24 protein-coding genes and 1 pseudogene are annotated in these 25,978 nt (G+C 40.4%); 23 read left to right on the forward strand and 2 right to left on the reverse strand.

Going from position 1 to position 25,978, the window contains the following annotated elements; translation table 11 throughout:
* The first annotated feature begins 1 nt into the window (after position 1).
* The 9 genes from MKY07_RS04550 to MKY07_RS04590 all read left to right on the forward strand — a co-directional run bounded on the left by MKY07_RS04550 (position 2) and on the right by MKY07_RS04590 (position 9,363).
* A complete protein-coding gene (locus MKY07_RS04550) occupies positions 2 to 775 on the forward strand; it encodes a dihydroorotate dehydrogenase electron transfer subunit (RefSeq protein ID WP_339263943.1) in 774 nt (257 codons plus the stop codon).
* Positions 772 to 1,683: a dihydroorotate dehydrogenase gene (locus MKY07_RS04555; protein ID WP_339263944.1), complete on the forward strand. Its 912-nt coding sequence runs from the start codon at positions 772 to 774 to the stop codon at positions 1,681 to 1,683. The genes MKY07_RS04550 and MKY07_RS04555 overlap by 4 nt, the downstream gene beginning before the upstream one ends.
* A 1-nt stretch (position 1,684) precedes the next feature.
* A complete protein-coding gene (gene pyrF, locus MKY07_RS04560) occupies positions 1,685 to 2,392 on the forward strand; it encodes an orotidine-5'-phosphate decarboxylase (RefSeq protein WP_339263945.1) in 708 nt (235 codons plus the stop codon).
* 1 nt (position 2,393) lies between these two features.
* The gene (gene pyrE / locus MKY07_RS04565) at positions 2,394 to 3,026 is read left to right on the forward strand and encodes an orotate phosphoribosyltransferase (protein WP_008403361.1); all 633 of its coding nucleotides are present in this window, start codon (positions 2,394 to 2,396) and stop codon (positions 3,024 to 3,026) included.
* Positions 3,027 to 3,639: 613 nt separating this feature from the next.
* On the forward strand, positions 3,640 to 4,653 hold the full coding sequence (locus tag MKY07_RS04570; protein WP_269764168.1) for an ABC transporter ATP-binding protein: 1,014 nt from the start codon (positions 3,640 to 3,642) through the stop codon (positions 4,651 to 4,653).
* The gene (locus tag MKY07_RS04575) at positions 4,650 to 5,597 is read left to right on the forward strand and encodes an ATP-binding cassette domain-containing protein (protein WP_008403359.1); all 948 of its coding nucleotides are present in this window, start codon (positions 4,650 to 4,652) and stop codon (positions 5,595 to 5,597) included. Before MKY07_RS04570 ends, MKY07_RS04575 begins: the two co-directional genes overlap by 4 nt.
* A gap of 1 nt (position 5,598) precedes the next feature.
* Complete coding sequence (opp4B, locus tag MKY07_RS04580; RefSeq protein ID WP_008403358.1) at positions 5,599 to 6,561, forward strand: oligopeptide ABC transporter permease; 963 nt, start codon at positions 5,599 to 5,601, stop codon at positions 6,559 to 6,561.
* A 40-nt stretch (positions 6,562 to 6,601) separates the two neighbouring features.
* Positions 6,602 to 7,516 (forward strand): ABC transporter permease, encoded by a 915-nt coding sequence (locus MKY07_RS04585; RefSeq protein ID WP_008403357.1) that lies wholly within the window; start codon positions 6,602 to 6,604, stop codon positions 7,514 to 7,516.
* A 17-nt stretch (positions 7,517 to 7,533) separates the two neighbouring features.
* The gene (locus tag MKY07_RS04590; protein ID WP_008403356.1) at positions 7,534 to 9,363 is read left to right on the forward strand and encodes an oligopeptide ABC transporter substrate-binding protein; all 1,830 of its coding nucleotides are present in this window, start codon (positions 7,534 to 7,536) and stop codon (positions 9,361 to 9,363) included.
* Between the two features lie 50 nt (positions 9,364 to 9,413).
* Here the strand turns inward: MKY07_RS04590 and MKY07_RS04595 are convergent, their stop codons facing one another.
* Entirely contained in the window at positions 9,414 to 11,096 is a 1,683-nt protein-coding gene (locus MKY07_RS04595; RefSeq protein ID WP_339263947.1) for an NFACT RNA binding domain-containing protein, read from the reverse strand.
* 462 nt (positions 11,097 to 11,558) lie between these two features.
* Here MKY07_RS04595 and MKY07_RS04600 point away from each other — a divergent pair, with 462 nt between their 5' ends.
* The 14 genes and pseudogenes from MKY07_RS04600 (at position 11,559) to MKY07_RS04665 (ending at position 25,239) form a co-directional block, all read left to right on the forward strand.
* Entirely contained in the window at positions 11,559 to 12,434 is an 876-nt protein-coding gene (locus MKY07_RS04600) for a YicC/YloC family endoribonuclease (protein ID WP_008403354.1), read from the forward strand.
* A 16-nt stretch (positions 12,435 to 12,450) separates the two neighbouring features.
* Entirely contained in the window at positions 12,451 to 13,068 is a 618-nt protein-coding gene (gmk, locus tag MKY07_RS04605) for a guanylate kinase (RefSeq protein WP_008403353.1), read from the forward strand.
* A gap of 4 nt (positions 13,069 to 13,072) precedes the next feature.
* Positions 13,073 to 13,297, forward strand: coding sequence for a DNA-directed RNA polymerase subunit omega (gene rpoZ, locus MKY07_RS04610; protein ID WP_008403352.1), 225 nt, complete (start codon positions 13,073 to 13,075; stop codon positions 13,295 to 13,297).
* Between the two features lie 89 nt (positions 13,298 to 13,386).
* Positions 13,387 to 13,911 (forward strand): annotated as a pseudogene (gene coaBC / locus MKY07_RS04615) (bifunctional phosphopantothenoylcysteine decarboxylase/phosphopantothenate--cysteine ligase CoaBC); the annotation flags it as partial.
* A gap of 35 nt (positions 13,912 to 13,946) precedes the next feature.
* Positions 13,947 to 16,355 (forward strand): primosomal protein N', encoded by a 2,409-nt coding sequence (priA, locus tag MKY07_RS04620; protein ID WP_339263949.1) that lies wholly within the window; start codon positions 13,947 to 13,949, stop codon positions 16,353 to 16,355.
* A gap of 23 nt (positions 16,356 to 16,378) precedes the next feature.
* Positions 16,379 to 16,870: a peptide deformylase gene (gene def / locus MKY07_RS04625; RefSeq protein ID WP_008403349.1), complete on the forward strand. Its 492-nt coding sequence runs from the start codon at positions 16,379 to 16,381 to the stop codon at positions 16,868 to 16,870.
* A 3-nt stretch (positions 16,871 to 16,873) separates the two neighbouring features.
* Positions 16,874 to 17,815 carry a methionyl-tRNA formyltransferase gene (gene fmt, locus MKY07_RS04630; protein ID WP_008403348.1) on the forward strand — a complete coding sequence of 314 codons (942 nt, stop codon included), beginning with the start codon at positions 16,874 to 16,876 and terminating at the stop codon, positions 17,813 to 17,815.
* Positions 17,812 to 19,173: a 16S rRNA (cytosine(967)-C(5))-methyltransferase RsmB gene (gene rsmB / locus MKY07_RS04635; RefSeq protein WP_008403347.1), complete on the forward strand. Its 1,362-nt coding sequence runs from the start codon at positions 17,812 to 17,814 to the stop codon at positions 19,171 to 19,173. Before fmt ends, rsmB begins: the two co-directional genes overlap by 4 nt.
* Positions 19,174 to 19,176: 3 nt before the next feature.
* Positions 19,177 to 20,325: a 23S rRNA (adenine(2503)-C(2))-methyltransferase RlmN gene (gene rlmN, locus MKY07_RS04640; RefSeq protein ID WP_008403346.1), complete on the forward strand. Its 1,149-nt coding sequence runs from the start codon at positions 19,177 to 19,179 to the stop codon at positions 20,323 to 20,325.
* A 10-nt stretch (positions 20,326 to 20,335) separates the two neighbouring features.
* Entirely contained in the window at positions 20,336 to 21,082 is a 747-nt protein-coding gene (locus MKY07_RS04645) for a Stp1/IreP family PP2C-type Ser/Thr phosphatase (protein ID WP_339263952.1), read from the forward strand.
* 2 nt (positions 21,083 to 21,084) lie between these two features.
* Entirely contained in the window at positions 21,085 to 23,052 is a 1,968-nt protein-coding gene (pknB, locus tag MKY07_RS04650; protein ID WP_339263953.1) for a Stk1 family PASTA domain-containing Ser/Thr kinase, read from the forward strand.
* A gap of 11 nt (positions 23,053 to 23,063) precedes the next feature.
* On the forward strand, positions 23,064 to 23,945 hold the full coding sequence (rsgA, locus tag MKY07_RS04655; protein WP_008403343.1) for a ribosome small subunit-dependent GTPase A: 882 nt from the start codon (positions 23,064 to 23,066) through the stop codon (positions 23,943 to 23,945).
* A 2-nt stretch (positions 23,946 to 23,947) separates the two neighbouring features.
* Entirely contained in the window at positions 23,948 to 24,613 is a 666-nt protein-coding gene (gene rpe, locus MKY07_RS04660) for a ribulose-phosphate 3-epimerase (RefSeq protein ID WP_065216449.1), read from the forward strand.
* Positions 24,610 to 25,239, forward strand: coding sequence for a thiamine diphosphokinase (locus tag MKY07_RS04665; RefSeq protein WP_065216448.1), 630 nt, complete (start codon positions 24,610 to 24,612; stop codon positions 25,237 to 25,239). Before rpe ends, MKY07_RS04665 begins: the two co-directional genes overlap by 4 nt.
* Positions 25,240 to 25,687: 448 nt before the next feature.
* On the opposite strand, the gene rpmB is transcribed toward MKY07_RS04665, so the two are convergent.
* Positions 25,688 to 25,876 carry a 50S ribosomal protein L28 gene (rpmB, locus tag MKY07_RS04670; RefSeq protein WP_004227417.1) on the reverse strand — a complete coding sequence of 63 codons (189 nt, stop codon included), beginning with the start codon at positions 25,874 to 25,876 and terminating at the stop codon, positions 25,688 to 25,690.
* Positions 25,877 to 25,978: the final 102 nt, after the last annotated feature.

A 25,978-nucleotide genomic window follows, 5' to 3' on the forward strand; every position in this document is an offset into this window, starting at 1 on the left:
AATGATTCGTCAAGAGAAAATGACAGTTGTAGCGCAAAAGCAAATTGCGACGAACATTTTCGAATTGACACTACAAGGACAACTGGTTCAGGACATGACGCCTGGCCAGTTTGTTCATGTAAAGGTGTCAAATACATTCGAACCTTTGTTACGTCGACCAATCAGTATTGCTAATGTAGATAAAGAAAAAAATGAATTTACGATGATTTACCGTGCTGAAGGCCGTGGTACGAAATTTCTGGCAACAAACCGCGAAAATGAAATCGTGGATGTGTTAGGTCCGTTAGGGAACGGGTTTCCTGTTGAAGCGGCAAAGCCCGGCAAGACAGCGCTTTTAGTAGGAGGGGGAATTGGTGTCCCGCCACTCCATGAATTAGCGAAACAACTGAATGCGCGCGGCGTGAAAACGATCCATGTTCTAGGTTTCCAATCAGAGGATGTATGCTTCTACGAGGAACAGTTCACTGCTTTAGGCGATACTTACTATGCAACAGTAGACGGCACGAAGGGAACGAAAGGGTTTGTTACAACAGTATTTGATGAAGTAAAGCCTGAGTTTGATCTGTTTTATTCATGTGGTCCATTGCCGATGCTTCGTGCTTTAGAAAGCTATTACCCTGAAAAAGAAGGGTACCTATCCTTTGAGGAACGAATGGGCTGCGGAATCGGTGCGTGTTTTGCATGTGTATGCGATACGACAGAAGGTTATGGAAAAGACTATGTAAAAGTGTGCTCAGACGGGCCAGTATTCCCGAAAGGAGTTGTGGCATTATGAGCAGATTAAACTTACAATTGCCAGGTTTGGACTTGAAAAATCCAATTATGCCCGCGTCAGGCTGCTTTGGCTTTGGACGCGAATATGCCCAGCTTTATGATTTATCAAAGCTAGGTGCTATCATGATTAAAGCAACAACAGTGGAAACGCGTAAAGGGAATCCGACACCGCGTGTAGCCGAAACATCAGCAGGCATGTTAAATGCGATCGGCCTGCAAAATCCAGGGATTGAAAAGGTAATGGATGAAGAGCTGAAGTTTTTGGAAAGCTATGATGTCCCGGTTATTGCCAATGTTGCCGGCACGGAAGTTGCGGATTATGTGGAAGTAGCAGACCGTATTTCAAAGGCCTCTAACGTAAAGGCGTTAGAATTAAATATTTCTTGTCCGAATGTAAAATGCGGCGGGATTCAATTCGGGACAGATCCGGAAACAGCTAGGCAGTTAACTGCTGCTGTAAAGGCAGTTTCAAGTGTACCTGTATATGTGAAACTATCTCCGAACGTGACAAATATTGTAGACATTGCCAAAGCGGTGGAAGCAGGTGGAGCGGACGGTATAACGATGATTAATACACTTGTGGGTATGCGTTTGGACGAGCGTACAGGGAAACCTGTCATTGCAAACGGGACAGGCGGCTTATCAGGTCCTGCCATTAAACCGGTAGCTATCCGTATGGTGTATGACGTTTATAAAGCTGTGAATATTCCGATTATCGGCATGGGTGGAGTGACTTGTGCACAGGATGTGATCGATTTTATGTCTGCAGGTGCATCAGCTGTGGCAGTCGGGACAGCAAACTTTGTGGATCACTTCGTATGTCCGACAATCATCGAGGAATTACCGGTCTTGCTTGATACATTAAATGTGAAGCATATTTCAGAAATTATCGGAAGGAGCCACCGTTAATATGAATACAAAACCAATTATTGCTTTAGATTTTCCTGGTGAGAAAGAAGTTATGGGCTTTTTAGGACAATTTGAAGAAAAACTTTTCGTTAAAATCGGGATGGAACTGTATATGCAGGAAGGCCCAACTATTGTCCGAAAAGTAAAAGAACAAGGACATGATATATTTTTAGACTTAAAGCTTCATGATATCCCGAACACAGTGAAATCAGCAATGAAGGGCTTAGCAGGGCTAGGTGTGGATTTAGTGAATGTTCATGCAGCAGGTGGACGGATGATGATGGAAGGTGCATTGGAAGGCTTGGAGGCGGGTACACCAGCAGGAGCTAAAAGAGCGGCGTTAATTGCCGTTACACAACTGACTTCTACGACAGAACAGCGTATGCATGATGAGCAAAAAATTGCCCTATCTTTGAAAGAATCCGTCTTACATTATGCACAGCTGGCAAAACAAGCAGGCCTTCACGGTGTTGTCTGTTCTGTTCATGAGGCACAGGCTATTCGTGAAGCATGCGGAGATGACTTTTTACGGGTAACACCGGGAATCCGTATGCTTGGTGGGGAGGCACATGATCAACAGCGTATTGCAACCCCTGATGGTGCTAAAAAAGACGGCTCATCACTTATTGTTGTAGGACGTGCCATTACAGGTGCCGTCAATCCGGTGAAAGCATATCAAGAAGTTTGTAACTTATGGGAGGCTAATTAAAATGTCATTACAAAACGAAATTGCACACGCAATGCTAAAAGTAGGAGCGGTGGAATTGAATCCGACCGATTTATTTACATGGGCTTCAGGAATTCAGTCACCAATTTACTGCGATACACGTTTAACTATTTCGGATCCAGTTATTCGCAAGCAGCTTGCCAACGGACTTTCCTCATTAATTAAAGATCATTTTTCTGACTGTGAAGTAGTGGCGGGTACTGCAACTGCGGGGATTCCTCATGCAGCCTGGGTAGCGGATATTATGCAATTGCCGATGGTTTATGTGCGTTCAAAAGCAAAAGAGCACGGCCGCGGAAATCAAATTGAAGGAAAATATGCAAAAGGTCAAAAAGTGGTTGTAATTGAGGATATCATTTCAACAGGAGGTTCATCCATTACTGCTGTTGAAGCATTACGCAATGCAGGTTGTGAAGTGTTAGGGGTCGTATGTGTGTATACATATAATTTGCCTAAAGCGGATCAGGCGTTTGATGAAGCTGGCGTGAAATTTGTTTCATTAACAAATTTTGATTACTTAATCGATGCAGCAAAAGAGGCATCAGCCATTCAGGAAAAGGACATTCCTTTCTTAAAAAATTGGCATCAAGATTTAAAAACAGGTAAATTGAGATAAAGTAAAACTTCAATCCGGGGGCTCATCACCCACGGATTGTTAGTGGCACCAATCGGGCTTTTACGGGTAGTTGGTCATCCGCCTGGGTGTCTTACTACCCGTTAATGCGGGATAAAAAATATTAAAAATATTCAAAAACGTGTGAAGTTATCAAAAATATACTTTACACGTTTTTGTTATAGTTATATAATTCCATTATGTGAAATATCAGTTTTTTTAATAATGAAGTTTAATGAAATGCTTTTTTATTAAACAAAGCCTAAAAGTAATTCTCGTTGTTTTATGTTGGAAAAGCGATAAATTTAATCATTAAACGTTAATTTTTAAATCAAATTATCGGAAAATTTAAACTTAAAAGAATAGTTTGCTATTGATAAATTTAAAATGTTAAATTAGAATAGTTAGAAAGTTTAATAATTGACATGTAAATATGTTTTATGGATAATTTACAATGTAATACAAAAATTAACAAATAATTAATATTTTAAAAAGACTGAGTATTAGCAAGGTTTAAATTTTTTTGATAAGGGTATTTTATTCTATTTGGAAAAATTTAATTATAGAACGAGTTTAGCAGAGTCGAAGGTATGTTTAAGGAGAAAGGAGCGGTTATATAGTGTCTACGAATGAATTATTAGAAATCCGAAATTTACGTACGAGTTTCCGAATTAAAGATACATACTACCCAGCTGTAGACAATGTTTCGTTAACGCTTCGCAAAAATGAGATTTTAGCAATTGTTGGTGAATCAGGTTGTGGGAAAAGTACTTTGGCAACATCAGTGGTTGGGTTGCACAATTCTGTTACTACAAAAGTTGAAGGGGAAATTCTTTACAACAATCAAAACTTAGTTAAATTGACAGATGAACAGTTTAATAAGTTAAGAGGAAATGACATCGGTTTCATTTTCCAAGATCCACTTTCTGCATTAAACCCATTAATGCGTATCGGTGAGCAAATTGAGGAAGGGTTAATTTATCATACAAAATTAACTAAAGAACAACGTGAAAAACGTGTTATTGAATTATTGGATCAAGTAGGGATTGCGAATATGCAACGTGTTGCAAGTCAATTCCCACATCAGTTATCTGGTGGTATGCGTCAGCGTGTCATGATCGCCATCGCATTATCAGGAAAGCCTGCAATCATTATTGCGGATGAACCGACAACAGCGCTTGATGTAACAATCCAAGCGCAAATTTTAGACTTATTAAAGTCACTACAAGATGAAATTCAATCAGGCATTATTTTAATTACACATGACTTAGGGGTTGTTGCTGAAGTAGCGGACCGAGTAGCTGTAATGTATGCCGGAGAAGTAATAGAGGAAGCACCTGTTGTGGAATTATTCAGAAATCCGAAGCACCCGTATACAAGATCTTTACTGAAATCAATTCCTCAAACAAACAGTGAGAATGAAAAATTAGAAATAATTCAAGGGATGGTTCCTTCTTTAATGAAGTTACCACGCCAAGGCTGCCGTTTCTCATCACGTATCCCTTGGATTCCGCAATCAGCACATGAAGCAAATCCACAGCTTCATGAAGTTGCTCCTGGCCACCTTGTACGCTGTACATGTTGGAAAGATTTCCATTTTGAGGATGAGGAAGGGAGCGTAAATCAATGAGTTTCATGCAAGTAGAAGATTTAAAAGTTCACTATCCGATCCGAGGTGGATTTTTTAACACAGTAGTTGACCATGTTTACGCAGTAGATGGTGTAACGATGGAATTTGACCGAGGGAAAACTTACGGTCTTGTAGGGGAATCGGGCTCAGGTAAATCGACTACCGGTAAAGCAATTATCGGGTTGGAAAAAATTACATCAGGCCGTATTCTTTATGAAGGTGAAGATGTAACAAATGCACGCCGTAAACGTGATTCAGCCTATAACCGAGATATCCAGATGATATTCCAGGATTCACATTCCAGTATGAACCCGCGTAAACGTGTATTAGATATTTTAGCAGAGCCAATTCGTAATTTCCTGAAGTTGTCTCCGCAAGAAGAGCGCAAACGTATTAATGAGCTACTGGCAATTGTAGGGATGTCAGAGGACGTACTACTTAAATATCCGCACGAATTTTCTGGTGGACAAAAGCAACGTTTAGGGATTGCCCGTGCTGTTGCATGTAACCCAAAAATGATTATTGCTGATGAGCCCGTTTCGGCACTTGATTTATCCGTACAGGCACAAGTTTTAAACTTTATGAAGGATATTCAAGAACAATATGGAATTAGTTATTTATTCATCTCTCACGATTTAGGTGTTGTTCGCCATATGTGTGACCACATTTCTATTATGTATAAAGGTAGATTCGTAGAAACAGGTAAGCGTGAAGATATTTACACAAATCCGCAGCATATTTATACAAATCGTCTGCTTTCTGCAATTCCTGATATTGAGCCTGAAACTCGAATTGAACGTAAGCTTGAACGTCAGCAAGTTGAAGCAGCATATCGCCAGGAACAACATAAATATTACGATAAGGATGGAAAAGTATATCCTTTAAAATCGATTTCAGACTCACATAGAGTAGCAATGTCTGAAGATGAAAAGGAGCGTGTATAGTATGTGGAAAACGATAGTTCGCCGTGTATTAATAATGATTCCGCAGCTATTTATTTTAAGTCTCCTAATTTTCATATTAGCGAAACAAATGCCAGGGGATCCATTTACAGGATTAATTACTCCTGAAACAGATCCGAATGTTATTGAAGAATTACGTGTTAAAGCAGGTTTTTATGATCCATGGTATGTACAGTACTATAACTGGATAACAAATGCAGCACAAGGTGACTTCGGTCAAAGTTATACATTTAAAAAGCCGGTTGCAGATATTATTGGGGATCGTGCTATGAACACATTATTACTTTCATTGCTTAGTGTAATTTTCCTTTATGTGCTGGCAATTCCTCTAGGAGTACTGGCTGGACGTTACCACGATTCATTTTTAGATAAGTCTATTGTACTTTACAGCTTTATCTCTTATGCAATACCTGCATTCGTACTGTATTTAATTTTCGTATTCATTTTCGGTTACCGACTAATGTGGTTCCCGACAAGTGGTACGGTGGAAATAGGGGTAGATCCAGGAACCTGGAGTTATTATTGGAGTAAATTCTACCATTTATTGTTACCTGCAGCCAGCTATGCACTGCTAGGTACGACGGGTGTCATTCAATATTTACGTTCGGAAATTATTGATGCAAAAACAATGGATTATGTTAAAACAGCACGCAGTAAAGGGATACCGATGAAGAAAGTATATTCACGTCATATCTTCCGTAACTCTTTGTTACCGATTGCAGCGTTCTTAGGATTCACGATTACCGGTTTACTCGGTGGATCGATTTTCATTGAAACTGTATTCGCTTATCCGGGAATGGGTAAATTGTTTGTCGAGTCCATTTCAAGTCGTGACTATAGTGTAATAACGGCATTAGTAATGTTATACGGCTTCTTAGCATTATTAGGTAGTCTATTATCCGATATTATCTTAAGTATAGTGGATCCGCGAATTCGCATAGACTAATCAATCAATTAATAATGACTAAGGAGAGGTGATTTTAATCATGGAAAACAAAAATGAACAGACAGTAGAAAAATTAGAATCTCAAAGCTCTCCACCAACTGGTATTCAAGTAATATGGCGAGAGTTTAAAAAAGATAAATTAGCAATGTTCTCATTAATAGGAAGTATTCTGCTAATGATTGCGATTATGATTATGGCATTCTTCACTATTGATCAGACTGAAGTAATGAAAATTCAATTATTGGAGCGCTTCACTGAACCTGGTGTCCGAGGTTATCTCCTTGGCGCCGACGAAGCCGGACGGGATATGTTTGGGCAGCTGATCATTGGCGCTAAAAACTCAATCTTGATTGCAATTGCTATTACAATTATTGCAAATGTAGTAGGTATCGGTCTTGGTATTATTATGGGGTATTACGGTGGTTTCATCGATAATTTCTTCATGCGTATTATTGATTTCTTTATCACTCTACCAACTACTATGATCATCATCGTAGTCGTAACAATCATTCCATCATACGGAATATTGGATTTAATCTTAATTATTGCAGCATTTCAGTGGATGTCGACGGCCAGACTTGTGCGATCAAAAGCACTTTCTGAAGCACGACGCGATTACATTAGTGCCTCCAAAACAATGGGTACAAGTGATTTCGCGATCATGTTTAAAGGATTATTGCCAAACTTAAGCTCGCTCTTAATTGTCGAAGTGACATTAAGCTTTGCGGGAAATGTAGGGATTGAAACAGGTCTTTCGTTCTTAGGTTTCGGTTTACCACCGTCAACACCAAGTTTAGGAACTTTAGTAAGTTATGCTATGAACCCGATAATTTTATCGAGTAAATGGTGGGTATGGTTGCCTGCATCAATATTAATCTTAGTAATGATGCTTGGTATAAATTACGTTGGTCAAGCGTTACGACGCTCTGCTGACGCAAAACAACGTTTAGGATAATAAGGGAGGAAAAACAGATGAAGAAAAAGAAAGGTTTAATGCTGTCATCAGTATTTGCTACGGCACTAGTATTAGCAGCTTGTGGAGGCGATGACGAAACAACAACTGAAAAACCAGCTGAAAATACAGATGGTACAAAGACAGAAGAAAACACAAATGACGGCGGTTCTACTGCAGAATCTCCAACATTACCATCTGACGTTACAAATGATGGAGATGTAATCGAAGGCGGTACATTACAATTCGCTTTAGTAACAGATTCTCCTTTCCAAGGTGTATTCTCGTATGAATTATATGAAGACGGTTATGATTCAGACATTTTAGATTTCATGACAAACTCAATTTTCGAAACAGATGGTGACTTCCTTGTAACGGATGAAGGGATTGCGAAGTTAGATGTAGATGCAGATAACAACAAAGTAACAATCACTATCCAACCTGATGAAGTGAAATGGTCTGATGGTACGCCAATGACTGTTGAAGATATCATTTATGCATATGAAATTATCGGTCACCCTGACTATACAGGTATCCGTTATGATGATGATTTCAAAAACATTATCGGTGCTGCTGAATATAAAGCAGGTACTGCAGATACAATCTCTGGTATTAAAAAGATCGATGACAAAACAGTTGAAATTTCTATGACTAAAGTTTCTCCGGCTATCTACTCTTTAGGTGACGGCTTATGGGGTTATGCAGCGCCGAAACATGTGCTGAAGGATATTCCTGTTAAGGACTTAATCTCTTCAGATGCGGTACGTAAATCTCCTGTAACTTTAGGACCATTTAAATTAGATAAATTAGTTGACGGTGAATCTGTTCAGTTCGTAGCGAACGAGCACTACTGGAAAGGTAAACCGAAGTTAGACAAAGTAGTATTACAAGTAGTACCTTCATCTTCTATCGGTGAAGCATTACGTACAGGTAAATACGATATGGCATCTGCATATCCGACAAACCAGTATGATGGCGTTAAAGATCTTGAAAACTTAACAGTATTAGCTCGTCCGGAGTTAGCATACTCTTACCTTGGCTTCAAGCTTGGTAAATGGGATGCAACTGCAAGTGTAAACATTACAGATGAAAACGCAAAAATGAATGATGCTAATTTACGTAAGGCAATCGCTTACGCAATGGATATCGAGCAAGTTGGTGAGCGTTTCTACCAAGGTTTACGTTCACGTGCAACTTCATTAATTCCGCCAGCGTTCGCTTCATTCCATGACAATTCTTTAGAAGGATTCAACTATGATCCGGAAAAAGCAAAAGCATTATTAGATGAAGCTGGATACAAAGATGTTGACGGCGACGGAATCCGTGAAGATAAAAACGGTGAAAAATTCGAAATCCGTATGGCAGGTATGTCAGGTTCTGATACTGACGAAGCAATCGTTGAATACTACCGTCAAAACTGGAAAGATGTTGGTTTAGATGTACAGTTAACAACTGGCCGTTTAATCGAGTTCAACAGCTTCTACGACAAAGTAAAAGCGGATGATCCAGAAATCGATATGTTCATGGCTGCATGGGGTACTGGTACAAACCCATCTCCACTTGGTTTATACGGTGAAGGAGCTTCATTCAACTATAGCCGTTTCGTAACACCGGAATTACAAACATTATTAGCTGATATCGACTCTAAAGAAGCGGTTGACGCAGAATACCGTGCTGATGCATTCCGTAAGTGGGAAGAGTACATGTTCGAACAAGCAACAACAGTTCCAACATACTTCCGTACAGAAATCATTCCAGTTAACAAACGTGTGAAAAACTACAATGTTGACTATGGAAATGCAACTGAATTACATGAAATTGAATTAACAGCTGACGCACCAATTAAATAATTATTAACAAAAAAGCCGCTTAGAAATTTTCTAAGCGGTTTTTTCAATGTTTATTTTTTCAATTGCATCACAATCGCTTCATCCGGTGTTACATAAAGCGTTTTTTGCTCAAAATAAATGACAAATCCTGGTTTTGCACCATTCGGTTTTTTCACATGGCGAATTTCCGTATAGTCGACCGGAACCGATGAAGAGTCGCGTGCTTTGGAAAAATAAGCACATAATACGGCGGCTTCCGTTAATGTCTGCTCATCCGGGTTTTCCGAATGGATGACAACGTGCGAGCCCGGAATATCTTTCGTATGCAGCCATACTTCGTTGCGTTTTCCAATTTTGAATGTCAAATAATCATTTTGTTTATTGTTTTTGCCGACCGAAATTGAAATACCTGAAGTAGATACAAATTTTTCAGGTTCGGGTTTTGTCGGTTTCTTTTTTCGTTTAGCCTGGCGAATTCGCAGTAAACCTTGTTCTGCCAGTTCTTCACGGATTTCTTCAATATCTTTAGTGGAGGCTTGCTGTACTTGCTGTGTAAGCATTTCCAAATAGTTGATATCTTCCGTTGCTTTATGTTTCTGTTCTTCAATCATAATTAACGCAGTTTTTGCTTTATTGTACTTTGTGTAATAGCTTTGCGCATTTTCGATCGGTGTTTTTCTCGGGCTAATCGGTATTCTTACTGTTTCGGCATTTTCACTGTAATAGTTTTCAACATCTACAAATTCTGCACCTTTTTCGAAATTATAAAGATTGGCCATCAAAAGCTCACCGTAAAGTTGGAACTGCTCCAGATTTTGAGCACGTTCGAAATCTTTTTGAAGCTTTTTTTGTTTCAGCTTTAATTTATTCAATTCATTTTGCAGCCAGCGTTCAAGATCACCTGCTTGCTGTTTTACCCGGTCCCGTTTTGCACGGGCAAAAAATACACGGTCAAGCAGTTCGCCAAGTGTTCCATAGTTTGTAACAGCACCTGATAAATGAGTTAGCGCTGTTGGCGAGAAGTAGATTTTTCCTTCCTGCTCAACATAGGTCGGGTTTGCACTCGTTGCAATTTCATTCATCAGCTGTCTGCTAGCAGTAACAGCATCAGTTGTTGTGATACGGTGCAGCAATTCATTTGCATGCAATGGAGAAAAACCGGCAAACTGTTGGACAATGTCTTTAGCGGTTAGTTGTTTGGAGAAAACCTCTTTCAACTCAACATCCGATAAACTTGTCAGGGCAATTTTTTGTTGTTGGGGCGGTGCGACATACTGCTGCCCCGGTAAAACAGTCCGGAAGCTGTTCATCGATGGTGGCAGATGTTTTATGCTATCGATAATTACATCGTTTTTAGCATCGATTAACAGCAAGTTACTATGACGCCCCATAATTTCAATGACGAGTTTTCGCTTTACCGCATCGCCGATTTCATTTTTACTGTCAATTTCAAAAGTGATTACCCGTTCAAAGCCGTCCTGAATGACAGCTGAAATAAAGCCTCCTTCAATATGTTTGCGTAACAGCATACAAAACATTGGCGGATCTGCCGGATTTTCAATCGATTGATCTGTTATGTGAACACGGGAATATGAAGGGTGAATAGAAAATAATAGTTTACTATTTTGGCCTGCTGCACGAATTTGCAATACAACTTCAAGTGCATTCGGCTGATAAATTTTTGTAATACGTCCGGAAGTCAAGCTTTGTAGTTCCTTGCTCATCGAACGAGTAAATAGTCCGTCAAATGCCATCTTTATGCCTCTTTCATTAAATAAGTTCTTTGATTGTTTTATCATACCATTTTTTCGTTCAAACCTGTAGTTATCGTAAATTACTATATATTAAGGAAACGTATTATTTATATGAGGGAAATATGATTAAAGCCTGTTGATTGGAATGGAGGGGTGGCGACTCCAGCGGGAGCAGCGTGACGCCTGAGACTAGGAACAAAAGCTAAGAACGCCACGTCCTGTGGCGACGCTTTTGTGACCAACATCCTGTTGGTCTCACGCCCGCGGAAAGCGTCCGCCCCGCAATGGAAATCAACTCCCTAATTATAGGAAGCCAATTCCTTCCTTCTTACATAAAATAAAAAGTATTTTATTACATCCTATCTATGATAAAATATATATTTGGATAATAGACGTTAAAGCAAAATCGATAACACATATGCTATAATTGAAACAATTAAGTAAAGAAGGATGTGACGAACCTTGGTACGTAGTATGACCGGATTCGGCAGGGGGGTCACAACAACGAAACACTTTCAACTCACTGTTGAAATTCGTGCTGTGAATCATCGTTTTTTAGAAATTAATACAAAGTTTCCAAAAGAATGGATGGAATCTGAAGTAGTAGCAAAAAAAATGTTGTCTGATGCAGTTTCTCGTGGGAAAATAGATGTTATCATTTTTCTGAAGGAGCTCCATGACACTGAACAGACGATTCAAATCAATTGGTCACTGCTCAATGCTTTCCTCCAGGCAAAAAAGGAATTGTCACAAACGGTTCCAATGGAGGAAAAGTGGACAATGCAGGAGATTGTGAGTTTGGACCAAGTGTTGCAGGTTGAAAAAATTGAGTTCATGCAGGATGAGATCATAGAAGCTGTAAAAAATGCATTGGCAGAAGCGATTCAAAACCTCATTGCGATGCGTGATCGTGAAGGGCAAGGTCTGCAGCAAGTGATGCTACAGTACAAAAAAGACCTTGAAGCGCAAATTGCTGAAATACGCCACTATGCACCGCTCGCAGTTGAAAAATATCGCGAACGTTTAATGAGCCGTTTAGAAGAAGTGGCGAGCGGTCAAACGTTGGATGATCGTTTACTTACGGAAGTTGCGATTTATGCAGAGCGAATTGATATTACAGAAGAGCTGGACCGGTTGGATAGCCATTTCAATCAGTTGTCCGAAACATTAAATGAAAACATTGCGATTGGACGGAAGCTTGATTTCATTATGCAGGAAATGAACCGTGAAATTAATACAATCGGTTCAAAAAATCAGTCAACTCAATGTTCAGCTGCAGTTGTACAGGCAAAGACAATTTTGGAAAAAATGCGTGAACAAGTTCAAAATATTGAATAATATAAAGGAGTTACTTATGAAAAAACAACGTGGATTATTAATTGTTTTATCTGGTCCATCAGGTGTCGGTAAAGGGACAGTTCGTAAAGAGCTCTTTTCACAACCGGATACAAATTACGAATATTCGATTTCAATGACAACGCGTAATCCTCGCGAAGGAGAAGAAGATGGTGTAGACTATTTCTTTAGAACACGTGAGGAATTCGAATCGTTAATTGAGCAAGGAGGCTTACTGGAACATGCGGAATTTGTCGGCAATTATTACGGTACACCACTTGCATATGTACATGAAACGCTAGAAGCAGGACGCGATGTATTTTTGGAAATTGAAGTACAAGGAGCAGCACAAATTCGTGAAAAAGCACCAGATGCGTTGTTTATCTTTTTAGCACCACCAAGCATTACGGAACTGGAACAACGTTTAGTTGGTCGTGGTACGGAAACAGAAGATGTAATCGCCCGTCGTATCGCTACTGCACGTGAAGAAGTCGAAATGATGAGTTTATATGATTATGTTGTAGAAAACGACCAAGTTCAAAATGCATGTGATAAAATAAATGCTATCATAGTAGCAGAGCACTGTCGTCGTGAACGTGTGGAAAAACGCTATTTGTCAATGTTGAGAGGAGAATGAAACCATGTTATATCCATCAGTAGATAAGTTAAAAAAACAAATTGATTCTAAGTATTCTTTAGTGAGCTTAGCTTCAAAACGCGCGCGCCAAATGCAAGAAGAGGGCGGCGAGCACTTAAGCTCATACGTTTCTTACAAACCAGTAGGAAAAGCATTGGAAGAAGTAGCTGCCGGAAAGCTTCGCAAAGTTCAACAAGACGCTTCAACTGTTTACGAAGACGAAATCTAGTTGGTAATTTACTAAAAGAATACTCCCTGAGTAGAAGCTCCCTAAGAATTTTTCTTTGGGAGCTTATCCTTTGAAAGGACGGTAAAATAATGAAAAAAAACAATATACTATTGTGTGTGTCGGGTGGAATTGCTGTATATAAAGCGGTAGCGTTAGTAAGCAAACTGTCTCAGGCAGGCTTCAATGTAAAAGTGATCATGACAGCTTCAGCACAAAAGTTCGTTACCCCTTTAAGCTTCCAGGTGATGTCTAAAAATGATGTGTTTTTTGATACGTTCGATGAAAAAGATTCCAATGTCATTGCCCATATTGATCTGGCGGATTGGGCAGATTTAATTATCGTAGCTCCTGCAACAGCCAATATGATTGCCAAAATGGCACATGGAATGGCGGATGATATGGTAACAACAACATTACTTGCAACGATTGCACCTGTTTGGGTGGCACCGGCGATGAATGTACATATGTATGAACATCCGGCCGTTTTACGGAATATTGCACAACTTCACGAAGATGGCATCCGCTTTATCGAACCGTCTGAAGGATTTTTGGCATGCGGCTATGTAGGGAAAGGTCGTCTGGAAGAGCCGGAAAAAATTACTGCACTCGTAGAAAAGCATTTCCGTGAGCAATCAGGAAGCGATGGACAATGAGATTTGCACAAGTAATCGTCGATGTTTCCGCATATCCGGTTGACCGTCCTTTCGACTATTTAATACCGGAAGATTGGGAAGAGCTGATTGACATAGGATGTCGTGTAAAAGTCCCATTCGGACCTCGCAATGTGCTTGGTTTTGTCGTCGGCATTGTAGCCGAATCAGACGTTCCGGTTGAAAAAATAAAGCCGATTTCAGAAATACTCGATTTGGAATCCATTTTGACTGAGGAAATGCTGAGCTTGGCAAAATGGCTGAAGCATCAAACAATCTGTTATGAAATTGATGCATTACAAGTAATGCTACCTGGTGCTTTGCGGGCCAAGTATGAGAAGTATGCTGTCCTGCTAGGCGAAGTGCCGCAATTACCTCAAATGCTGCAGCCTTACTTTGAGAAAGCCAAAAAAGTGAATTTAGCCCAATTTGAAAAGGCAAATTTATTAAAACCATTAAAACGGGCAGTAAAAGACGGTCTTGTCAATATTGAAAATGAAGTGAAACAAAAAGGCCAAGTGAAACAAGTACGTAAAGTGCAAATTTATTCCCGTGAACAAATAGAAGAAGTGATAGGACAAATGGGAAAACGGGCACCAAAGCAGCTGGCATTGATGGAATGGATGCAAGACCATGCTGGAGCCATCGTTTTACCGGAACAAATATATGAAGCCGTTCAAGTGACAAGCAGTGTATTAAACAGTGTCATTGAAAAAGGGGCAGCAGCGTATATACAAGAGGAAGTTTACCGTGATCCGTTTACAAAGGAAGTCGTAAAAACAGACTTTTTACAATTAACAGATGAGCAAGACAAGGCATTGAAAAAAATTACGGAAGCCATAGATGAAAAACGTCAAGAGACCTTTCTTCTTCACGGCATTACAGGCAGCGGCAAAACAGAAGTGTATCTACAGGCAATTCAGCGCACAATTGCAGACGGGAAAGAAGCGATTGTACTCGTACCTGAAATATCATTGACACCACAAATGACGGAGCGTTTTAAATCGCGTTTCGGTGACGAAGTGGCAGTTATGCATAGTGGATTGTCTGTCGGTGAAAAGTATGATGAATGGCGAAAAGTGCAGCAAGGAAAAGTAAAGGTAGTAGTAGGTGCACGGTCAGCTGTTTTTGCACCGTTTAAAAATCTCGGTCTGCTTATTTTGGATGAGGAACATGAGTCAACATACAAGCAGGAAGATTCGCCTCGCTACCATGCACGGGATGTCGCGATATGGCGCGGAAATTATTATAATTGTCCGGTTGTTTTAGGAAGTGCGACACCTGCATTAGAATCGTTTGCACGTGCGAAAAAAGGTGTGTATACGTTACTGACATTGTCACAGCGGGCAAAAAATCAGGCATTGCCGACCGTTCAGATTATCGATATGCGGGAACAGCTGCAGGCAGGAAACCGTTCGATGTTTTCTGAACCGCTTATGGAAGCATTAAGGGATCGTCTCGATAAAAAAGAACAGACCGTCCTATTTTTAAATCGCCGCGGCTACTCATCGTTTGTATTATGCAGGGATTGCGGGACAACAGTGCAATGTCCGAACTGTGATATTTCGTTGACGTACCACCGTTATCAGGAAAAGCTGAAATGCCATTATTGCGGTCATGATGAATATATACCGGAAACATGTCCTGAATGCCTAAGTGAAAACATCCGTTATTTCGGTACCGGTACACAAAAGGTTGAAGAAGAGATTCATAAGCTGTTCCCGGAAGCACGTGTTATGCGAATGGATGTCGATACGACAAAACAAAAAGGGGCACATGAAAAAATGCTCGATGCGTTCGGCCGAGGGGAAGCGGATATTCTGCTCGGGACGCAAATGATTGCAAAAGGACTTGATTTCCCGAATATTACATTAGTCGGGGTATTGAGCGCCGATACCGCGCTTCATTTACCGGACTACCGTGCAGCGGAAAAAACATTCCAGCTCATGACGCAAGTAAGTGGTCGAGCAGGACGCCACAATAAGCTGGGAGAAGTATATATCCAAACTTATACACCGGAGCATTATGCAATCCAGCTATCAAAAGATCAGCATTATACCCCGTTTTACGAACGCGAAATGCATACAAGACACATTGCAGGATATCCGCCATATTATTATATTGCGCTTATTCAAGTGTCGCATGAAGACGTCATGTTTGCTGCTGAATATGCTGGCCGTGTTGCCGAGTATTTGCGGTCCAATTTATCATTTAATGTTTCCGTTATCGGACCGACCACTGCCAGCATCGCTCGTCTCCAAAATAGATATCGTTATCAATGTTTGATAAAATATAAAGTAGAGCCAAATTTGATTCCGGTTCTTTTACAGCTAATAAAACTGTATCGTTCGGAATGGATAAAAAAAGGCATTGTGTTAACAGTTGATTTAGATCCGACAATGATCTAATGCATATAGAAAGAGGTATTGAAATGGCAATTAAAGAAGTTGTAAAAAACCCGGCGAATATACTATCAAAAAAAACAAGAGAAGTTGAAGTAATCGATGAAAATATCATTCAACTTTTAGATGATTTATATGACACGATGGTAGAAAATGATGGTGTAGGAATTGCTGCACCTCAAATTAATGTTGATTTACGTGTAGCAATCGTAGAATTAGGTGAAGATATTTTAGAAATGATCAACCCGATTGTACTTGAAACACGTGGAGAAGAAGAAGATGTGGAAGGCTGTTTAAGTTTCCCGGACTTATTTGGCATGGTAAAGCGCCCAACATACGTAAAAATCGAAGCCTCAGATCGTGAAGGACGTATTTATGAACTTGAAGCTGAAGACTTTGAAGCACGCTGCATTTTGCATGAAATCGATCATTTAGATGGCGTTTTATTTGATTCGAAAATGACGCGTGTATTAACAGAGGAAGAATTAGAAGAGCTATACGCGGACGTTGAGGAGGAATAATCGATGACAAAAATCGTATTTATGGGAACACCTGCCTTTTCAGCGCCAATTTTGCGTATGCTTCATGAAGAAGGCTATGACATTGCAGCGGTTGTTACACAGCCGGATCGTCCAGTTGGGCGTAAAAAAGTATTAACACCGCCACCTGTAAAAGAAGAAGCACTACGACTAGGCTTATCGGTTATTCAACCTGAAAAGCTGCGCGGTTCACAGGAGCTGGAAGAAATTTTAGCATTAAATGCGGACATTGTCGTAACGGCGGCATTTGGACAGATTTTGCCGAAAGAACTGCTTGAAGCACCTCGACTAGGTTGTATTAATGTCCATGCATCATTATTACCTGAATATCGAGGCGGTGCACCAATTCATCAGGCAATTATCGATGGACAGGCATCAACCGGTGTAACGATTATGTATATGGCGGAAAAACTGGATGCCGGGGATATTATTTCACAACGGGAAATTGCCATTGAAGATACAGACAATACAGGTACAATGTTTGATAAATTAAGTGCAGTAGGTCGTGAACTATTAAAAGAAACAATGCCATCGATTATCGACGGAACAAATGCCCGCATTCCACAGGATGAATCACTCGTAACATTTGCGCGAAATATTAGCCGTGAGCAGGAGTTGATTGATTGGAATAATGAAGCGCGTGCATTGTATAATCAAGTGCGCGGACTACACCCTTGGCCTGTTGCCTATACGACATTTGAAGGGGCTAACTTTAAAGTCTGGGCAGCAAAGGTTGGGGAAACTGCAACAAATGCTGCACCGGGAGAAGTCGTGAAAATTGAAAAAGATCATTTTGAAGTAGCGACAGGCGATGGCAGTACATTGGCGCTGTATGATGTACAACCAGCAGGGAAGAAACGCATGACAGCAGAAGAGTTTTTACGTGGTACGGGCTCGAAATTACAGATTGGAGACCGTTTTGAATGAGTAAAAAGAAACAAGTAATTTGGGACGGTAATGTGCGGGATGCCGCTTTAACGATTTTACTGACGGTCGATAAAAGCCAGGCATACAGTAATTTATTATTACACCAAACGATTGAAAAATATAAAATCGATGCGAAAGATCGTGGCCTGTTAACAGAGCTCACATATGGAACATTGCAGCATAAACTGACACTGGATTATTATCTGGAGCCATTTATTCGCGGAAAAGTGGATATTTGGGTGCGCTGGCTGTTGCGTATGTCGCTCTATCAAATGCAGTATTTAACACGTATTCCTGCACACGCCGCTGTCAATGAAGCAGTGGAAATTGCAAAACGCCGAGGTCATAAAGGGATTGCCTCAATGGTAAATGGTATTTTACGTTCGATTTTACGTGAAGGTGTTCGTTCAACCGATTTAATAGAAGATGCAAATGAGCGTCTGGCAATCGAAACAAGTCACCCGCAATGGCTGGTCGATCGCTGGGTTGAAAGCTACGGCTATGATAAAACACGTGAAATGCTGCTTGAAAATAATATTGCACCATTGCAGACAGTACGTGTCAACACGACGAAAGCAACTGTTGAACAAGTATTGACAACACTTGAACGTGAAGGTGTAAAAGCGCGCCGCAGTGAATATATACCTGAATGTCTGCATCTTGAAAGCGGGCAGGCCGCACGTACGGGAGCGTTCCGAAATGGGCTTATTACGATTCAGGATGAAAGTTCGATGCTGCCGGCAAAAGTGCTGAATCCGCAACCAGGTATGAAAGTACTTGATATGTGTGCAGCACCAGGAGGGAAAACAACGCATCTTGCTGAAGTTATGAAAAACGAAGGCTCGATTTTAGCGACCGATCTTCATCCGAAAAAATTGGATTTAATCGAAGAGAATGTCGCGCGTCTAGGATTGAATATTATCGAAACAGCTCCGCTTGACGGAAGAAAAGCAGCAGGCTTCTTACAAAAGGAAGGCTATGATGCGATTCTGGTTGACGCACCTTGCTCAGGTTTGGGCGTAATGCGACGCAAGCCGGATATTAAATATACAAAGCGAGAAGAAGATTTAGAGAGCCTGCAAACAATTCAGCTTTCGATTTTGAATAATGCAGTCCAGCTATTAAAACAAGACGGACGATTAGTGTATTCAACATGCACAGTAGACCGTAGTGAAAATGAAGGTACAGTACAAGCCTTCTTAAAAGAGCACCCTGAAATGAACTTGGTGCCGATTGAAAATTTACCAACACAACTAGAAGCGAAGCAACAGGACGGGATGCTGCAAGTATTCCCGCAAGATATAGGCAGTGACGGATTTTTCGTAGCTGCATTCGTAAAAAAAGGAGCGTCCAATTAACTAATGGAGCAAGAACAATTAAAACAATTTGATGAACGAATTCAGGATTTAGTGGAAGAAACAGCAGATAAACCGGTACGTCGTGCGAAGAAAGAAAAGCCACAGTTAAAACCATCCGTCTACTCATTACGTCTAGATGAAATGAAGGAATGGCTGACAGCAAATGGAGAAAAGGCTTTCCGGGCAGCGCAAATTTATGAATGGCTTTATGAAAAGCGTGTCCAAACATTTGAAGAAATGTCAAACTTGCCGAAAGCATTGCGTGAAAAACTTGAGGCCGAGTTTGCATTAACGACACTATCGACAATTATAAAACAAGAATCAAAAGACGGCACGATCAAGTTTTTATTCCAGCTGCAAGACGGCTATTCAATTGAAACTGTATTGATGCGCCATGATTACGGTAATTCAATTTGTGTAACGACACAAGTAGGCTGCCGTATCGGTTGTACATTCTGTGCATCTACGTTAGGTGGCTTGAAGCGTCATTTAATGGCAGGTGAAATTGTTGAGCAGGTCGTAAAAGTTCAGCAACAGCTTGACGAAACAGAAGAGCGTGTATCTTCAATTGTTATCATGGGAATCGGTGAGCCGTTTGACAACTACGATGCGATGATGAACTTCCTTAAAATTATGAACGATGACAAAGGATTAAATATTGGGGCGCGTCATATCACGGTTTCGACTTCGGGAATTGTACCGAAAATCTATGAATTCGCAGATGAAGGCATGCAAATTAACTTTGCGGTTTCTCTTCACGCACCGAACCAAGAGGCACGTCAGAAATTAATGCCGATTGCCAAAGCATATAAATTAGAAGAGTTGATGGAAGCAGTAAAATACTATACGAAGAAAACAGGGCGTCGTGTTACATTTGAATACGGTTTAATGTCAGGTCAAAATGATACAGAAGAAGTAGCAATGGAACTGGCAAAGCTGATCAAAAATATTAAATGTCATGTTAACTTAATTCCGATTAACTACGTGCCGGAACGTGATTATATTCGTACATCACGCAGTAAAATTTTTGCTTTTGAAAGAACGCTTAAGGAGCAAGGTATTAACGTAACAATCCGCCGTGAGCAAGGTGCAGATATTGCAGCTGCATGTGGCCAGTTACGTGCACAAGAACGATCACACGAAACAAAGTAGGTGGACTATAGTGAACTTTACAGTGGAAAGTGATATTGGGTTGAAGCGAAAAATAAATGAAGATCGGGCCGCGTTTTTTGAGCGCCCCGATCATTTTAAGCTTGCGATTTTAGCAGATGGTATGGGTGGTCATAATGCTGGTGATGTAGCGAGTGAAATGGTTATTACCGAAATGCATGCACTCTTTAAACAGGAAAATGCAGAAAATTTCGCAACTAAACAGTTAAAGCTGGAATGGTTGCGTAATGCGGTGTCACATATTAATCAAAAAATATATCATTACTCATTAACGCATGAAAATTGTCAAGGTATGGGTACGACAATGATCGCTGTGTTGCTTGATAAGAATGATTGCACGATAAGCCATGTTGGCGACAGTCGTGTATACCATATTACAAACGAAACAGTAAAGTTAGTAACAAGAGATCATTCTTATGTAAATATTTTATTGGAAAATGGAGAAATTAGTGAAGAAGAGGCACAAAATCATCCTCAACGGAACTTTATTTTAAAAGCACTCGGTACAGAAATTTCGATTGAACCTGATTTTTATGAAATCACTCTATCAAATGAGGCCTTTTTACTCATTTGTTCCGACGGGTTAAGTAATAAACTGTCTACAGAGGAAATGGGCAAAATTATTACTACACAGGTTTCCGTTCAGGAAAAAGGAAAAGAATTAGTTCAATTAGCAAATGAGCGTGGTGGAGAAGATAATATTTCCCTTATCTTAATGACAACGGTGCAGGAGGTGTAACAATGCTAGTAGGAAAACATATAAGTGGCCGTTATAAAATTTTAAAATTAATTGGCGGAGGCGGTATGTCAAATGTATATTTGGCACACGACATTATTTTAAGCCGTGACGTCGCAATTAAAATATTGCGTTATGATTTATCGAATGAAGAAGAATTGCACCGTCGTTTCCAGCGTGAAGCATTGTCTGCAACAAGTTTGACTAATCCTAATATCGTAAGCATCTATGATGTTGGCGAAGATGGGGATATGCACTATATTGTCATGGAATACATTAAAGGGAAAACATTAAAACAATACATACAAGAGTTTTCACCTTTATCTGCAGCGCGTAGTGCCCATATAATGAAGCAGCTTACATCGGCAATTGCCCATGCACATGAAAACGGCATTATCCATCGAGATATAAAGCCTCAAAATATATTGATGGATGAAGAAGGAAATGTGAAAATTACTGATTTCGGGATTGCGACATCGCTTGGAGCAACAAGCTTCACGCAAACGAACTCAGTCATCGGAACAGTCCATTATTTATCGCCGGAGCAGGCACGCGGCGGTGTAGCAACGATGAAGTCAGATATATATGCACTTGGAATCGTTTTTTATGAGCTTTTAACAGGTGAATTGCCATTTTCAGGGGAATCTGCTGTATCTATTGCGTTAAAGCATCTGCAGGCGGAAACACCTTCCGTACGTGAATTCGATGCAAGCATTCCGCAAAGCGTGGAAAATATCGTATTGAAGGCAACAGCAAAAGATCAAAACCACCGCTACAGCAATGCAGAAGAGATGGAAGAAGATTTAAATACATGTTTATCATTACAACGGGTGAATGAACCTAAATTTATGCCGCCGGTTGATAATGGGGCGACAAAGCTAATGCCGATTATAAAAGATCCGAAGCCTGTACCTGTCCCGGTTCAGGAGCCATCTACCGGCATTACGGAACAGACAGTCCGAATCGATTCAAAACCGCCTGCAGAGGAAGAACCGAAGTCGCTTAAACCAAAAAAGAAAAAGAAAAAATGGCCGCTTATCGTTGGTCTATTAGTTCTTTTAGCAATTGGTGCAGTAGTAGCAGCTGTTCTTTTAACACCAAATAGAGTAGTCATAGAAGATGTGACAGATATGACGGTTGAAGAAGCAATTCGAATTTTAGAAGAGCAAGGTTTCGTTATTGGCGAACAAGAGGAACGCAACAATGAGGAAATTGAATCCGGAAATATCATTGAAACGAATCCGCAAGCAGGTCGGGAACGTGATAAAGGCACTACGGTGGATTTAATCGTCAGTATCGGTAAGGAATTGACAAAGATGGAGGATTTCGTCGGTAAACAGCGTGATGATGTAATCGATGCGTTAGAAGAATATAATAGCTATGATTTTAGAGAGGAATATTCTTCAGAGCATGCAGCGGGCGAAATTATCGGTCAAACACCGGAAGCTGGAGAGGAAATTCACGTCAATGAGACAGATGTTGTATTAACAGTTAGTAGAGGACAGGAACAAGTAACGGTGCGGGACTTGATGGCGTTTAATGATGCAAACCGTTCAGAATATGAAAAAAGCTCAGGTTTTAAAGTGAATGTAACTGGTGAAGAATATTCGGATAAACCGGCAGGTGAAGTAATCAGTCAAACACCAAAAGCAGGCACGAAGCTTGAAAAAGGTGGCACAATTAATGTCGTCATCTCAAAAGGACCAAAAGCAAAACAGGAAAAGTTCTATACAAAAACAATTGAAATTCCGTACGAGCCTTTTGAAGAAGGGATCGAGCAAGAGGTCTCCATTTACATTCAGGACAAAACACGTACAATGGCAGAGCCTGTAGAAAAGTTAACGATTAATGAAGATACTTTATATACAATTAAGCTGGTCATCGTTGAAGGGGACAAAGCAGCCTATCAGATTGTACGGGATAACAATGTAATCGAAAATAAAACAATTACGTATGAAGAATTGGCGGAATAAGGAGGAATTGGATGGCGCAAGCCCAAATTCGAAAAGCATTAAGCGGTTATTATTATGTTGAAAAAGACGGCAATTTAATTCAATGTCGCGCTCGTGGGATTTTCCGTAATCGCGGAGAATCACCACTAGTCGGCGATTTTGTGGAATATTCCTATGATGGGGAATCGGATGGTTCCATCGATAAAATACTGGAACGTCACAACGAACTCGTCCGACCACCGATTGCGAATGTGGATCAGGCATTACTTGTGTTTTCCGCAAAAGAACCGGATTTTAATACAGTGCTGCTCGACCGTTTTTTAGTCGTGCTCGAGTCGTTCCATGTACAGCCGATCATTATTTTAACGAAGATGGATTTATTAAATGATGCAGAACGTGCACATCTACAAACATACATTGACGACTATAAAGAAATCGGCTATGACATTATCGAAACATACATTGATGATCCAACATTGCTGGAGAAAATTGAACCATACTTGCAAGAAAAAACATCGGTGCTTGCCGGACAGTCAGGTGTCGGAAAGTCAACATTATTAAATACATTGCTTCCTGAGCTTGATTTAAAAACAGGTATTATTTCAAAAAGTTTAGGGCGCGGGAAACATACAACTCGCCACGTCGAGCTGATTGAAGTATGCGGCGGACTATTGGCGGACACACCAGGCTTTAGTTCTTTTGATTTTGAAATGATAGAAAAAGAAGAGCTGACATCCTGTTTGCCAGAGTTCGAACGTATTAGCGAGAATTGTAAGTTCCGTGGTTGTCTGCATATAAAAGAACCGAAATGTGCGGTAAAACAGGCAGTAGAAACGGGAGAAATCCGTTCGTACCGCTATGAGCATTATGAACAAATCTTACAAGAAATTATTGACCGAAAGCCGAGGTATTAGACATGATTAAAATTGCACCATCAATTTTAGCAGCAGACTTTGCAAAGCTGGGACAAGAAGTAAAAGAAGTAGAAGCAGCAGGAGCCGAATTGATTCATATCGATGTAATGGACGGTCATTTCGTACCGAATATTTCATTTGGTGCAATTGCATTAGAAGCCATTCGTCCTCTTTCTACATTACCGATGGACGTACATTTAATGATTGAAAATCCGGACCAGTATATTGAACAGTTTGCGAAAGCGGGCGCAGATTATATTACGGTACATGTTGAAGCATGCCGCCATCTGCACCGTACGATTCAGTTAATTCGTTCACATGGTGTGAAACCGGGTGTTGTATTAAATCCGCATACGCCGATTGAAACAATACAGCATATTTTGGAAGATGTTGATATGGTGCTGTTTATGACGGTAAACCCTGGCTTTGGCGGACAAAAGTTCATTGAATCGGTTGTGCCGAAAGTGGAAGCATTATCGAAAATTATTAAAGAACGTGGCTTGAATATCGAAATTGAAATTGATGGCGGAATTAACGCTGAAACAATCGTACCTTGTGCAAAAGCAGGTGCAACGGTTTTTGTAGCTGGTTCAGCTATTTACAGTAAAGAAGATCGCGCACAAGCTTTACAAGAAATTAAACAAGCAGGATTAGCGGCAATTCAATGATTGTAGCAATCTGCTCAGGCGGCCCCGTTCATGAGGTCGCCTTTTCTTTAACACCGGATGTCTGGATTGGAGTCGACCGGGGGGCATTATATTTAGTGGACAAAGGCATACAGCCACATAGTATTGTCGGTGATTTTGATTCCATTACAGCGGAGGAATTTGCGCGGATTTCCGAAGCTGTAGACCATGTTGAACAATTTCAGGCAGAAAAAGATGAGACGGATACAGACTTAGCCTTGCAGAAGGCACTCACATATGAGCCGCAGGAAGTCTTTTTAACGGGTGTTACAGGCGGGCGTTTAGATCATTACGAAGCGACATTACGGTCTGTATTTCTCATGCAGCAGCAGCATCCTCATATTACTTTTAAAATCATTAATTCTCATAATATCATTCAATTTTTACTGCCGGGTACACATATTTTGACAGAAGACTATTATTCTTACGTATCGTTTTTTGCCTATGGAAAGACTCTGCGAAACGTGACGTTGCGTAGTGTTAAATATGAGACGACAGATGAAGTAATTGAACAGGGGACAACGCGTTTCACAAGCAATGAAATAATAGGTACAGGGTCTATTTCATTTAGGGAAGGCATATGTTTAATGATAAAGAGTAAAGATTAAGGAGGAACAACACTGAAAGTATATACATTCCAAATGCCAAAATGGTTAAGCGGTGTGGCAAGAGGCTGCGTGAAGTTGTTTCGTAGAGATAAAAAAGAAAAATAAAGATCCTGTCTACAGCTCATAGTGATTATGGGCTGTATTTTTTATGTTGTTAAGGAAATTATATACTATCGCACTATGGATAACCTGGAAACAAGTTTTTGTCCCCGTCCAGGCTAAAGCGCCAACTCCTCGGCCATTTCAGTCCCTCCGTGCAAAAGTGGTGAACCGTTTACTTTTGCGTCGGGCCTTCCAATGTCTGAGGCTCACACGATGTGAGCCATTGGGGGTATGCCACAAGGACGTGGCGTTATACCCCCTCGGCGTTGAACGGGCGCTTTAGCGCTTTTGTTCATTTTTTGCAAAAAAATAGAGTACCAGCAAATTGCTGATACTCTATACGCGATTATACGCGCTCGATTTTACCTGATTTTAAAGCACGAGCAGAAACCCATACACGTTTTGGCTTACCGTCAACTAAGATACGAACTTTTTGAAGGTTAGCACCCCAAGTACGTTTGTTAGCGTTCATAGCGTGTGAACGGTTGTTGCCTGTACGAGCTTTACGGCCAGTAATTACGCATTGTTTTGGCATTGTAAAATTCCTCCTTACAGCTGAATCTGAAATCTTTATTTCAGTTCGTTATTTCACATACCATAATAATTTAACATACAGAGTCAATGAGTGCAAGACATT

Origin of the sequence: Solibacillus sp. FSL W7-1472, assembly GCF_037969775.1 — a bacterium.
GTDB classification, from domain to species: domain Bacteria; phylum Bacillota; class Bacilli; order Bacillales_A; family Planococcaceae; genus Solibacillus; species Solibacillus silvestris.